The 12,702-nt window shown below is 55.6% G+C and carries 15 protein-coding genes; 3 read left to right on the plus strand and 12 right to left on the minus strand.

All coding sequences use genetic code 11. From position 1 onward, the window contains the following. Positions 1–68: 68 nt before the first annotated feature. Both phnE (ACL2XP_RS22905) and phnE (ACL2XP_RS22910) read left to right on the plus strand, forming a co-directional pair. Positions 69–932 carry a phosphonate ABC transporter, permease protein PhnE gene (phnE, locus tag ACL2XP_RS22905; protein ID WP_413735556.1) on the plus strand — a complete coding sequence of 288 codons (864 nt, stop codon included), beginning with the start codon at positions 69–71 and terminating at the stop codon, positions 930–932. Next, complete coding sequence (phnE, locus tag ACL2XP_RS22910; RefSeq protein ID WP_413735557.1) at positions 932–1,813, plus strand: phosphonate ABC transporter, permease protein PhnE; 882 nt, start codon at positions 932–934, stop codon at positions 1,811–1,813. The genes phnE (ACL2XP_RS22905) and phnE (ACL2XP_RS22910) overlap by 1 nt, the downstream gene beginning before the upstream one ends. Before the next feature lie 19 nt (positions 1,814–1,832). Here phnE (ACL2XP_RS22910) and ACL2XP_RS22915 read toward each other — a convergent pair whose 3' ends face one another. Together ACL2XP_RS22915 and ACL2XP_RS22920 are read right to left on the minus strand one after the other, a co-directional pair. Next, complete coding sequence (locus ACL2XP_RS22915) at positions 1,833–3,698, minus strand: methyl-accepting chemotaxis protein (protein WP_413735558.1); 1,866 nt, start codon at positions 3,696–3,698, stop codon at positions 1,833–1,835. Positions 3,699–4,100: 402 nt separating this feature from the next. Next, on the minus strand, positions 4,101–4,670 hold the full coding sequence (locus tag ACL2XP_RS22920; RefSeq protein WP_413735559.1) for a DedA family protein: 570 nt from the start codon (positions 4,668–4,670) through the stop codon (positions 4,101–4,103). Between the two features lie 215 nt (positions 4,671–4,885). On the opposite strand from ACL2XP_RS22920, the gene yajD reads away from it, so the two are divergent. Continuing rightward, positions 4,886–5,227, plus strand: a complete 342-nt coding sequence (yajD, locus tag ACL2XP_RS22925) for an HNH nuclease YajD (protein ID WP_413735561.1) — start codon at positions 4,886–4,888, stop codon at positions 5,225–5,227. Positions 5,228–5,238: 11 nt separating this feature from the next. Here yajD and ACL2XP_RS22930 read toward each other — a convergent pair whose 3' ends face one another. The 10 genes from ACL2XP_RS22930 to ACL2XP_RS22975 all read right to left on the minus strand — a co-directional run bounded on the left by ACL2XP_RS22930 (position 5,239) and on the right by ACL2XP_RS22975 (position 12,661). After that, positions 5,239–5,925, minus strand: a complete 687-nt coding sequence (locus tag ACL2XP_RS22930; protein ID WP_413735562.1) for a GntR family transcriptional regulator — start codon at positions 5,923–5,925, stop codon at positions 5,239–5,241. A 218-nt stretch (positions 5,926–6,143) separates the two neighbouring features. After that, a complete protein-coding gene (locus ACL2XP_RS22935) occupies positions 6,144–7,634 on the minus strand; it encodes a mannitol dehydrogenase family protein (RefSeq protein WP_413735563.1) in 1,491 nt (496 codons plus the stop codon). 189 nt (positions 7,635–7,823) lie between these two features. Beyond that, a complete protein-coding gene (locus ACL2XP_RS22940) occupies positions 7,824–8,210 on the minus strand; it encodes a hypothetical protein (RefSeq protein WP_413735566.1) in 387 nt (128 codons plus the stop codon). A 248-nt stretch (positions 8,211–8,458) separates the two neighbouring features. Continuing rightward, complete coding sequence (locus tag ACL2XP_RS22945) at positions 8,459–8,926, minus strand: hypothetical protein (RefSeq protein WP_413735568.1); 468 nt, start codon at positions 8,924–8,926, stop codon at positions 8,459–8,461. Continuing rightward, the gene (locus ACL2XP_RS22950) at positions 8,923–9,624 is read right to left on the minus strand and encodes an HrpE/YscL family type III secretion apparatus protein (RefSeq protein WP_413735570.1); all 702 of its coding nucleotides are present in this window, start codon (positions 9,622–9,624) and stop codon (positions 8,923–8,925) included. Before ACL2XP_RS22950 ends, ACL2XP_RS22945 begins: the two co-directional genes overlap by 4 nt. Continuing rightward, entirely contained in the window at positions 9,560–10,159 is a 600-nt protein-coding gene (locus tag ACL2XP_RS22955; RefSeq protein WP_413735571.1) for a type III secretion apparatus protein OrgA/MxiK, read from the minus strand. Before ACL2XP_RS22955 ends, ACL2XP_RS22950 begins: the two co-directional genes overlap by 65 nt. Further along, positions 10,137–10,901, minus strand: coding sequence for an EscJ/YscJ/HrcJ family type III secretion inner membrane ring protein (locus ACL2XP_RS22960; RefSeq protein WP_413735573.1), 765 nt, complete (start codon positions 10,899–10,901; stop codon positions 10,137–10,139). The genes ACL2XP_RS22955 and ACL2XP_RS22960 overlap by 23 nt, the downstream gene beginning before the upstream one ends. Beyond that, positions 10,898–11,194 carry a type III secretion system inner rod subunit SctI gene (sctI, locus tag ACL2XP_RS22965; protein ID WP_413735574.1) on the minus strand — a complete coding sequence of 99 codons (297 nt, stop codon included), beginning with the start codon at positions 11,192–11,194 and terminating at the stop codon, positions 10,898–10,900. The genes ACL2XP_RS22960 and sctI overlap by 4 nt, the downstream gene beginning before the upstream one ends. Before the next feature lie 20 nt (positions 11,195–11,214). Beyond that, the gene (gene sctF, locus ACL2XP_RS22970) at positions 11,215–11,439 is read right to left on the minus strand and encodes a type III secretion system needle filament subunit SctF (RefSeq protein WP_413735575.1); all 225 of its coding nucleotides are present in this window, start codon (positions 11,437–11,439) and stop codon (positions 11,215–11,217) included. Positions 11,440–11,458: 19 nt separating this feature from the next. Next, positions 11,459–12,661, minus strand: coding sequence for a PrgH/EprH family type III secretion apparatus protein (locus tag ACL2XP_RS22975; RefSeq protein WP_413735576.1), 1,203 nt, complete (start codon positions 12,659–12,661; stop codon positions 11,459–11,461). Positions 12,662–12,702: the final 41 nt, after the last annotated feature.

Consider the following 12,702-nt stretch of genomic DNA (forward strand, 5'->3'; position numbering starts at 1 on the left):
CGACCCGTGATGTTTATTAACCCGCGCCGGCCGGCGGTTCACGGCCGGCGTCACACCGGTGGCTTATTTTGAATACCGATTTCACTCATTATTACCATCAGGTGCGCCGCAAACAAAAACGCGACACCCTGCTGTGGTCGCTGGTGTTGGTGGTGTTATATCTCGGTGCCGGCAATATTGCCGAATTCAATCTTTATGCGGTATGGGTCGCGATTCCGCATTTTCTTGATTATTTAGCACAGACTATTCCCGTCCTGCACTGGAAACTCCTGTTCGCCGACGGCCATACCCAGGGCTCGCTGCCCTACTGGGGATACCGCCTGCATATTCAATTGCCGCTGATTTGGGACACCGTGCAGCTGGCGCTGGCTTCGACGATAATCTCGGTGCTGGCGGCAAGCGCCCTGGCCTTCCTGGCGGCGGGCAATACCAAAAGCCCCGCGCCGCTGCGCTTCACCATCCGTACCCTGGTGGCTTTTCTCAGAACCATGCCGGAGCTGGCATGGGCGGTGATGTTCGTGATGGCGTTCGGCATCGGCGCGTTTCCCGGTTTTCTGACGCTGGCGCTGCACACCATCGGCAGCCTGACCAAACTGTTTTACGAAGCGTTGGAAAGCGCCTCCAATAAGCCGGTGCGCGGTTTGACCGCCTGCGGCGCGGGCACGCTGCAAACTATGCGTTTCGGTTTGTGGCCGCAGGTTAAACCGATTTTCCTGTCCTATAGCTTTATGCGGCTGGAAATCAATTTCCGCCTGTCGACCATTCTCGGGCTGGTAGGCGCCGGCGGCATCGGCCAGGAGCTGATGACCAATATCAAACTCGATCAATACGATCAGGTCAGCATGACGCTCTTGCTGATTATTCTGGTGGTGGCATTGCTGGATTATCTGTCGGGCAAGCTGCGTAAATGGGTCGTCGAGGGTAAAAAATAATGTTGACCCAGAGGTTATCTCCGCAGGCGATACAACACATCAAGCAGCAGCACGGCGAGATATTCGCCCGGCAAAACCGCTATTTGCGCCGCGTCGGGCTGATTGCCGCGGTCGTCGTGCTGTATTACGTGTTTTTTTTCCTTAATTACGGCCTGCCCTGGCCCCGGCTGGTTAACGGCAGCCAGCAAATAGGCCGCTATTTCCTGCGCATGCTGGTTTGGCACGATGTCGCGTCCTGGCCCTTCGCCTACTACCTGGAGCAGATTTTTATTACCGTGGCCATCGTCTGGGTGGGCACCATCACCGCGTCGGCGATCGCGCTGCCGCTCTCGTTCCTGGCGGCCCGTAATGTGATGGCGGCGCCGTTTTTACGCCCCGTGGCCTCGGGCATCCGCCATATGTTCGATATTTTCCGCGGCATCGACATGGCCATCTGGGGCATGGTGTTCGTACGGGCGCTGGGCATGGGTCCGCTGGCCGGCGTGATGGCGATTATCGTGCAGGACATCGGCCTGCTGGGCAAGCTGTACGCCGAAGGACATGAAGCGGTGGATCAATCCCCCGGCCGCGGGCTGACGGCGGTGGGCGCCAATAATATCCAAAAGCACCGGTACGCCATTTTTACCCAATCCTTCCCGACCTTCCTGGCGCTCAGCCTGTATCAGATTGAGTCCAATACCCGTTCCGCCGCGGTGCTGGGTTTTGTCGGCGCGGGCGGGGTCGGCCTGGTATACGCCGAGAACATGCGCTTATGGAACTGGGATGTCGTGATGTTCATCACCCTGATTATGGTGGCTATCGTGATGGCCATGGACAAAATCTCATCCGTCTTGCGCAATAAATATATTGTCGGCGAAGATATCCCCTTATACCGGCCGTAGCGCCCCCGCGTCAGCCGGTTCAGGCCAAACGGAAATTGGCCACCATGGTCGCCAGCAACGCCGCTTGCGCTTCCAGGGTATTGGCCTGCGCGGACGATTCGGTGACCAGCGTGGCGTTTTGCTGCGTGGTGATATCCAGTTCGCCGACGGCGCGCGCTATCTGCTCGATGCCGCGGCTTTGCTCCTCCGAGGCCGATGAAATCTCGCCCATGATATTATTGACCCGTTCGACCGACGCCACGATATGGTCCATGGTGCCGCCGGCATCGGCGACCAATTTGGTTCCCGCCGCAATCCGCGACACCGTCTGGGCGATCAGGCCTTCAATCTCTTTCGCCGCCACGGAGCTGCGCTGCGACAAATGGCGCACTTCTCCGGCCACCACCGCGAATCCACGCCCCTGCTCGCCGGCCCGCGCGGCCTCCACGGCGGCATTCAGCGCCAGGATATTGGTTTGGAAAGCAATACTATTGATGACGGCGGTGATATCGGTGATTTTCCGGGAGCTGGCGGAAATTTCATCCATGGTTTTCACCACATTCTTTACCACATCGCCGCCCTTATGGGCGTCCAGGGACGCTTGCGCGGCGATCTGGCTGGCATGCCGGGCATTATTGGCATTATTCTTCACGGTGGAGGTCAACTCTTCCATGCTGGCGGCGGTTTCCACCACGGCGGCGGACTGCTGTTCGGTGCGCGAGGAAAGATCGTTATTGCCGGCGGCAATTTTGTCCGCGGACGAGGTCACTGTGCCGACGCAATCCCGGATATCCGCGATCATGCGGCGCAGCTTGCCATTCATTTTACCCATGGCGGCGGTGAGCTGCCCCAGTTCATCATGGCGATCCGGCTCGATGGACGCGCTGAGATCGCCATTGGCGATACGCTCCGCCAACGACAGGTTTTGCAATACCGGTATGGTTATTTGCCGGGTGATATACCACGATACCAGCACGCCGAGAATCACGGCAATCAGGCCAATGAAAATGGTAATGTTTGATGACTGGTTGGCGAGTTCGTCATTTTTCACCTTGATAATATCAATAATGGTTTTTACCGCGGCGCTGCTTTTATCCCCCGCCGTCTTGACGGCATTTTCCGCCTGGCCCAACCGCTGGAAATTGGCATAATACGCCTCGCTGAGGTTCTTATATTGGATAAAGCCGCCCCAAAACTTATCCACCGGAATTCTTTGCTCCGGGGTCAACGCGGGCAGCAGATCCCGATACGCTTTCTCCGCCTGGGCGAACCGGGTTTGCAGCAGTTTCAGGGCATCGTCGTTCCCCTGCAGGCGCAGTTGGTAAGAACCGTTTTTGAGTTCGGAAAATAATAAAATCAGCTGATTGGTTTTAGCTTGCCAGCCATCATCGCCCGGCTGATTAATCGGTACACCAGCCGCTACATCAGCAGGTACATTAACCGGTAAAGCAGCGAGTTCGGTCCTGAAGGTCTGGCTTGGGTCCTGGCGATATAAATCGTCTAATTGGATTTTAAGCGCCGCCCCTGCCTGGGCATAGCCGCCCATCTCGCCCAGGGTTTTATGAAAATCAGCCAAATGACGTTCTATATTATTAATGTTATCTTGGGATGTTTTATCCCATTTTAATTTTTGCGCGTCGCGGGTAAGCATGCCGGCATGATCGATAAAACCGGCCATCACTTTTCTTACCGCATCATCCGAACTATAAAGGTATTTGACCCGATTAACCTTAACCTGAAACACATCAATATTGATATTATATATCAGGTTGGTTTTTTCATATATATCCCGTATATCTTTAAACCGCTGGACGCTGAGGAACGTTGCTATCACCACCAGCAACAGCACTGCGCCAAAACCGGCGTAAAGTTTGTGGGAAACCTTTAAGCTATTTATTTTATTCATTAAATCTAGCGCCTTACCTCTGCGGATATCAATATCGCCATTTTTAATTACAGGATGTGTAATAAATGGAAACTCATGGTATGACTATCGGCACCGGGGCTGTTTTCTTTAGGGGAAAAGTGATTTAATGCAATAAAAAATATGGATATCTTGATAATTTTAATTATTTAAATCAGCCATGCCTATTCCCCCTGTGTTATAGCGGCGGGAGAGTTCATAGCCCAATATTGATAATTTAAATAGGGTCAAAAAATAACGTTCGGTAAAAATTTTAGTCGTGATAACGAGCATAACTCACCGGCGCAGGCACGGCTGCGGTCATTAGCCCAAATCGGTGCGCCGGTTCAGACGCTTTATTTGGGCATGTGAATAGAGCGTTGAGACGGCAATCACATAACGGGTTTAACGCCGCCGCCGGCGCAGCACATAACGCACGGCGCGCGGCACCAGCCACACCAGGACCAGCGCCGCCACCGCCAGCAGGCCGAACTTCAGGTGATGGTCGACCTTTTCCAGCCATGGCGCGATAACCTGGCCGCCCAGGTAACCCAGCGTGACGAAGATCAGCGCCCACGCCACCGCGCCCAGGATATTGAGCGGCACAAATTTGGCCGGCGGGAGCCGGCTGGCGCCGATTAATAACGGCCCAATCAGGCGAAAGCCATACATAAAACGCACCCCGATCACAAACCCCCGCGGATGGCGCAAAATTAACCGGTTGGCCCGCTCGATATTGGGTTGAGCCTGTTTAAAACGACGTAATACCGCGGTGCCGTAGCTGCGGCCGATAAAATAGAGCAATTGGTCGCCGGCAATCCCCCCCAGGGCGACTACCGCCACCACCGCCCAGTAGCGCAGCAGCCCCTCGTGGGCCGCCAGACCGCCGAGCAGGGTCACCGTTTCCCCTTCGGCCAGGCAGCCGATAAACAGCGCCCAATAGCCATACTCGGCGATGAAATGATTGATATCCAAGAGTCTCAGCTTCCCTTTGCGTAACATGGGCTGCGTAACATGGGCCAAACAGCCGCCGCGCCGGCGGGCGCGGTTATTAAAGCATAGACCCTGTTGCCGGCTATGACCGGCTCATGGCGTGGACGCTTTAACCGGGGCGGGTTAAAATATAGCGGCGGACGCCACTTTAGCGCTAATATACCCTATGCCCTTTTTTCTGACATCACAGGTTCCGTATGGCATTTATCCCTAAAAATTACGCCCGGCTTGAGACCGGCTACCGTGAAAAAGCCCTGAAACTGTTTCCCTGGGTCTGCGGCCGTTGTTCGCGGGAGTTTGTTTACTCCAACCTGCGCGAGCTGACGGTGCATCATATCGACCACGATCATAGCAATAACCCGGAAGACGGCAGCAACTGGGAAATGTTGTGCCTGTATTGCCATGACCATGAGCATTCGAAATATACCGAGGCGGATCAATACGGTTCTACCGTGGTGGCCGGCGAGGATGCGCAAAAAGATATGGGCGTCGCCACCCATAATCCTTTTGCCAACTTGAAATCATTAATGAAGAAATAATCGTTCTTGCGTTATTTATCCTCAAACCAGTCGCTATTTTGCTGGGCGATTGGCGTGATGGAGTAAATTAATTCCTGCAGATGTTCGCGCATCGCCTGTTCCGCGGCGTCGGCGTCACGGGCTTTCACGCCGTTAAAAATTTTATAATGCTGGCTGATTAAGCTTTGCGGCGGCGAGACCTGTTCGAGGCTGAGAAAACGCACCCGATCCATCGTGGCTTTGATTGATTCAATAATATCCCAGGCCAATGGGCAATCCGCGACTTGGGTCAGCAAGCGGTGAAAATCGTCATCAAGAGTAAAAAATTCACGCATTTGCTGATTTTGCGCCGCCAATTCCTGGCGATGCAAATTATGCTCCAGCAGTTGAATATGGGCTGGGGTAATATCCTGGGCGGTGCGGCGCACGATAGCGCACTCCATCGCCTGGCGAATAAAACGCGCATCCGCCACCCGCTTAGCGGAAATTCTCATGACGAAGGTGCCGCGCTGCGGCAGGATTTGCACCAGCCCCACTTCCGCCAGCTTAATAAAGGCTTCCCGCACCGGTTGGCGAGAAACCGCAAACCTGGCCGCTATTTCCTTCTCAGACAATAACTTACCAGGCGGTATGGTGCATTCAACGATATCTTTGCGCAGCAGCCGATAAATTTGCTGGTTGACCGGTTCGTTATTATTGAACTGAAAAAGTGTATCCATGCGGGTGTATGTGATCCTGAGGTATTAACAATGCATTTGAAGATATAATACCTGTTCCCCCAACGCAATTCTGCAATGGACTGCCGCATAATCGACACTAGCGCGGTTGCCGGCGGCTTTACCCGCCGGCCAGGATAATCCGCGCCTGATTCAACGCCGGCATGCCCCCACGGCGATAGCTTACCTGCGCTATCGCCGTGGGGACCCGCCGCCGGCCTTTATGCGTTGGCGTTGTTGCCCGCCACCAGGCTTACCGCCTGTTTGGCGCCATGGGTTTGTATTAACCCATAGGCATCGGCCACGCTGTTTACAAAGGCGGTATTACCCGGCAGATCGTCGCCAAACACGCTCTTGAGACTTAATAACGCCTCCACCCGCGCCCTGCCCTCGGCGGAATTTTGCACAATCTCGGCCAGGCGGTTTTTTAACGGGTCGCTGATATCAATCGTCTCGCCGCTATCGTCCACCCCGCCGACATAACGCATCCAGCCGGCGACCCCCAAGGCCAACAGGGGATAGGCCGTACCGCGCTCCAAATGCACCCGAATGGAATCCAGCATGCGCTGCGGCAATTTTAGCGTGCCGTCCATGGCGATTTGCCAGGTGCGGTGTTTTAAGCCGGTATTGCGATAACGCGCCAACAGGGAGTCGGCATATGCGCCGAGATCAACATCCGGCGTATGCAGGGTCGGCGCCTGTTCTTCCAGCATCAGCCGCCGGGCGGCCCTTACATAGTTATCATCTTCCATGCAGCGATCGATATACTGATATCCCGCCAGATAACCCAAATACGCCAGGAAGGAGTGGCTGCCGTTCAGCATCCGCAGTTTCATCTCTTCATAGGGCAGGACATTGGCCACCAGTTCGGCGCCGGCTTTTTCCCATGCCGGCCTGCCGGCAACGAAGTTGTCCTCGATCACCCATTGCCTGAAGGGCTCGCACGCTATCCCGACCGCATCTTCCATGCCGCCCAGCACGCCGCTGATTTTTTCCAGGCTGGCGGGAGTCATCGCCGGTACGATCCGATCCACCATGGTGGACGGAAAACTGACATGATGCTCAATCCAGTCGGCCAGCGCCGCATCGCGGTTTTTCGCCAGGGCGATCACCACATTGCGCGTAACGTGGCCGTTTTCGGGCATATTATCGCAGGACATTACCGAAAATGCCGGCAGCCCTTTTTCCCGGCGGATGCGCAGGGCCTCGATAATTACGCCCGGGGCCGACTGCGGCTGATGGGGGAATTCCAGATCGTGCTGGATAAGCGGATGATCGGTATCGATAGAGGCGGTGGACGGTAAATAGCAATAGCCTTTTTCGGTAACCGTCAGCGATACAATGGCGATATCCGGCTGCACCATGGCCTCGATTACGCGATCGATACCGTCCAGCGCGCTGTGCAGCGCTTCGCGCACCACCCCGACCACCCGGCCGTTCCAGTTATCGGCATTCATTTCGCAAACCGAATACAGCAGATCCTGTTGTTTTAATGCGTTAATTTGCTGCTCGCCGCCAATCAAGTTGACTTCGCAATAGCCCCAGTCGCTGGCATGTTCGGCGGCCAATATGTCGGCAAACACCGCCTGATGGGCGCGATGAAACGCACCGAAACCCAGATGGACAATGCGGGTTTTGAGCTGGTCGCGGGAATACGCCGGCGTAACGACCTTGCCGGATAACTGAGGTAATGTCTTAGTTGATAATTGCACGATTGAAGTCCTGGATATAGGCAAAAAACGAAGATAATGTCTACTACCATACAAGTGCTAAGATATTATTTTATTGAGCCGAGTCACACTTCTAATGAAAGAAACCAAAAGAAAGATAAAAAGCAGGGTTTTTTCCGCAGCGATGGCCGCGCCGGGCGAACCCGGCGGCGGCCGAACCATGCCGGTCGCTTAGCGGATGCTCACGATATCGGTGGCGCAATGCAAATAGCCGTTAAGGGCCTGTTTCCACAATAAAGAGTCGCCGGCGGCAGAGGGCATACCCGTTGCGCTGCCGCCGGTTTGGGACAGCAGGTAGCCGGGCGCGTAAACGGGCTTGCCGATCTCCTGCACCTGGCGGCACAGCGCGGCTAATTGCTGTTTATTGCTTAACCGGCCGTTGAGGGCCTGCCAGAATGCCTGTTGCTGCGCATGGCTGACCAGTTTCAACGCCTCGCCGAGCATGCTCGAATGCGCCTGCCTGGCCGGATCGGAATTGACCCGCAGCGCATCGAAATAGGAATAGGTGCCCGCCAGGGCATATAGCAATATACCGTCGTTAAAATTGTTCGCTTTCACGCAGCTTACCATACCCTGGTATAATGCCGGCGGTGTCAGGGTATTATTAATTGAGGCAGTTGGCAGACAACCCGGATTGGCGACCTGGCTCAGATAAGCCGTATTACTATTTTTTTTATTGCTCCCGGGCCCCGGCGAATGAGAACAGCCGGCTAGCGTCAACGCCAAGGTAATCAAGATTATTATTTTCATATTTCGCTCAATTTATTTTATCTATTTATCCATCTATTTCCGCAAAGAGTAAAATATCACCATTCTATTTTCCACTGGGCATTCTCATTAGTTTTGGTTAACATATCGCGGAGCATTTGTTGCATAACGGACGACGCATTATTGGCGCGAATACGCGTTTCGTCTACCGCCTTATATATTTCCCCCGTCTCGCCTTCTTGCTCCAGCCGGGTTAATACTCCCTCGAACAGGGAAATTTGCGCCTCACAGCTTGGATAAGGCGCCGGCGTATAACGCTGATTAAAGGACACCACGTATTCTTTTACCGTTTTAGCATTCAGCGGACTGATTGCCCATAACCCGGCATAAAAAGCCCGATCCATATCACTTGAAATCGGCGACGCGTTGGCGGCCGGGGATGGCGCGGCCAGCTCTTTTATCCGCTGGTCCAGCGGCACGGCTGATTTACCGGAAGCCGCCAAATGATCGAACGTGTCCGGCTGGCTTGAAGCCGACCCGCGGGCGGGGAAAAGAGAAGTTATCATCGTTCGTTGTCTCCTTGTCCCGGCTTATTCAGGACATGATGGTGTAAAAACAGTTCGTGTAACCGCCGCTGCGCGGATTCGGTAAGCTGGCGGCATTGTTCGGGCAATGTGGGAATGGCGGTCAGACGACGCACCGCGGCCGCCTGGAAATCGCCGGCATCGAATTCCGCCAGCCGATCGCCATATTTCATGACGAAGCGGTTTTCCGGATGATATTCAATGCGGCTTTTGCCCGGCCACACCGCCTGGATTTTGTGTTGCAGACGGGCATGGGACTCGCGGGCCGCTGCGGGCAGCAGCACGCACAGCGTGTCGGACGTGTCCCGCCCGGGCAGGGCCGCCAACCATTCGTCCAGCAGTTCCAGCAGCATATCCGGATGATTGAGCGCGGCGGACAATAACTGGCGGGCATGTTCATTGAGTTGCCCCTGCAATGCCGTACCCAGCCGCTGCTCCTGCGCAAGGTAATCGGCAACCGCGGCGGCGGCGGTCAATAAGCCTTCCTGGTACCCTTCCCGATACGCTTTCTGGCGGATATCGTCCGCCTGCTCCTGCGCCGTTTTGACCAGTCGGCCGGCTTGCCGGCGCGCATCGTTGACTAAATCAATGGACTGCCGCTGGCGCAGTAAATGTTTACGCTTGATTAAAACTCCGCCTGAACTCGGCGGCATCTGGAATAGCGGGATTTCTCTTGGCATATTGGCAAGCCAGCTTTATCAGTAATGGACTGGGAGGCGCAGCGGGTGCAGCGCCATCGCTCCGATCCATATCGGGTGAAAACAACAGGGGAATGCGCTGTTGTATGGCCAGCGGCAACCACGGCCCGCAGGCCAGTAGTTCGCTTTTCCCCCAGGCTAGCAAAGTATCCGGCATGATCACCGGGACAGCGGGTCCGGCCGAGGACTCGACGATGGCCAGCTCGGCAAATTGCCGCGCCCAGCCCGGCAATAAACGCAACCGTCCCTGCCTGGACAGCAGCGCCCGGTGCCGCTGGCAGGCCATCAGTAATGCGACCTGCGGCAACGCGTGCCAATGGCGGATAAAGTGCGCGGCCAGGCCGTGCTCGGGCACCTCCGGACGCTGGGTCGACCAGCACTGCGCCGCGATAACCATATCGTTGATAATGGACCGCGGCCCGCAGCCGCTTAATGGCGGGGCCAGCGGCAAGCGGCGCGGATGCATCCATGACAGCGGGTCAAACAAAATGACATCAAGGGGCGGGATGGTTTGCATCGGCAAGCCCCCGCCCGGGTCGCGATAATTTGGCCCTGCGCAGATACCACCCGCCGCCCGCCAGCGTAAGCAATAACGCCATGCCGCCGCCCAGCATTATCGGCCAGGTGCGTTGCCCCGCCTGCCGCGTCCGGGTATCGACGGGGGCATGCTGTTGCAACGAGGCGGGCCGGGAGAGTACGACGGAGATATTGTCGTATTCGACCTGGTTAAAGCTGTTCTTTAAAAACCGCTTGATATCGCCAATCATCAGCGTCGGATCGGCATCGCTCTGGTAATTGACCAGGGTGGAGAGATGCATTGGCTTAGGCGCCCGCCCGCCCTCCGCCGACTCAATGTCATAACTGACATGAACCCGGGCGGACAGCACCCCCTCCAGGGTTTGCAGCGACTGCTCAAGGCGCTGTTCAATAGCCGAATAGAGCCTGGCTTTTTCGGCGCGCGGCGAAGAAACCAATGAGTCGCTGGGAAAGAGTTGCGCAATTTCCATGCGGGGCTGGGCGGGCAGAGCATGCATTTTCAGCAAATCCACCGCAGCGGGAATATCGGCTTTGTTAACGCTGACGCTGTAGCCGGTCTTGCCTTTATCAACCTTGGCGGCATCGATGTTATTGCGCTGCAGCGTAGCGATAACCTCGTTGGCCTGGTGTTGATCCAGGCCTTTAAGCAGCGCTTCATCTTTACAGGCCGTCAGGCTCAGGGCCAATAAAGATGAAATCAGTAAAGGTTTGATCCTCCTCATGATCGCAGCAACGTTTCCACGGCCCCTACGATTTTACGCATCCCGGTGCCGATAAAAGTGACGGCGTTGCTGTAGGTCAACATGCCGGTTTGTAACCTCCCAAGCGTAGCGGGATGGGATAAATCAGGTGAAGCGAGCAGACCGGCAATGTCCTGTTTTTGCCTGGCGACATTGACGGCGGTAGCCGCCATGCTTTGCTGGGCGATGCTGCTGATTGACTCTATATCCCGGGGATCTTGCCTGATATCCGCGATACGGCTGGCGCTGATTTCCGCAATGCGTTCAATGGTCATGATTTTTCCTTTAATTACCGTTAGAACTTCGACAAAATCAAAGAATCGAGATCGGCTATTTTTTTAATCGCGGTGGAACTCAGGCTCTGGACGATATTATATTCATTCAGCTTTGCCTGGTATTCCGCCAGATACATCGGATTGGATGGATCGCTGCTGGCCTTTTCCAACGCGTCCTGGGTGGCGATATTGGCTTTTTCTACGCTAGGAACCAATTTGTCGTATATTGCGGTGATTGAACCCATGGGAAACTCCTGTGATGTATTAAGGTTTAGGGAAATACCAGTGGCCGGGGGTCATTTTCACGTACCCATGCTGGCCAAATTTGAATGATTTGCCTTTAAGCCAATCATCCATCATTTCGACGGCGAACTGCACATAGTGTCCGCTCCAGCGGCGTTCATGCTCTTCAAGGAAAAAACGCACCCGCTGAAGTTCGCCATCGTTCAACGCGCCGGTAATCACGAAAGTGACGCTATCGGGGTGATCAACCCGGGTATAAGGCAGCGCCAGCTTTTTAATCCCCGCCTCGGCCTGGCCGGCCACGGCTTCGTCATCGATTTCGGTGAATGCAATTTCCCGGGCATAGGGCAGTTGCGCCAGGAGTTGTTCATTTAGCGCCGCCTGCTGCTGCTCGCTGAGCCGGCCGCGCTGGCGGCTTAGCAGCAACACCGGCAGCTCCGGGTTATCGAGCCGGATCTGGTGCGCCATTAAAAAAGGGTGGTGCTGCCCCAGCCAGCGCCAGATACGCTGCGATTCTTCGCTGAGATTGGCCGTCCTGACCTGCCGGGTGGATTTCCACCGCACCAGCGCCTGCCTGGCCCAGACGGCATCGCGTTCGCTACCCGCCAGCACATACATCAACCCATCGCGCCCCGGCAATATTTGGTATTTCCCCGGTTCGTCGCCCAGCCGGCCGGCCAGGGCCTCGATTTCCCGCTGCTGGTTATCCCATTTGACCTGGACGAGCCCCAAAACCAGGGCGATGGCCCCCAGGCCGGCCAGGACGGCTATCTTCCAGCGCCTTGGACCGGGTGCTGGCGGCGGGACGGGAAGCGGCACGGGACCGGGCTGATAATTGAGTATCGCCTCAGACCAGGCTTCCCCCGCCCGCCGCACCGCCAGGACCACCGTTCCGACCGTTACGGCTTCCTGGGTGGCCAGCGGCAATTCCCGCACCGCGTTATCGGCAAGTTCGCGCAGCAGGAGGTTATCGCCAGCAGCGGGATCGCGGATGATTTCGAAATTAAATCCCGCGCCGTCGACGGGAATGAATATGGAGTCTTCGGGAAAGGAAAGCGGTTGATCCCCTGCCGCAGGACCGGCATCGCTTGCCGCGACAAACAGCGTGTTTCCCGCGGAAATATGATATTCACACCCTTTTAATTTTCCATTAAGCAGCCTGACGATAATGACGTCAGGGTCCGCGTCATTAGGGCTGAGGTATTTACCTTGTTCAGTATGCATGTTGAAATTTTATTAGCACTCAAAGGGATCATGATGGGACA

The sequence above is a fragment of the Sodalis sp. RH21 genome, assembly GCF_047324175.1.
Classification (GTDB): Bacteria; Pseudomonadota; Gammaproteobacteria; order Enterobacterales; family Enterobacteriaceae; genus Acerihabitans.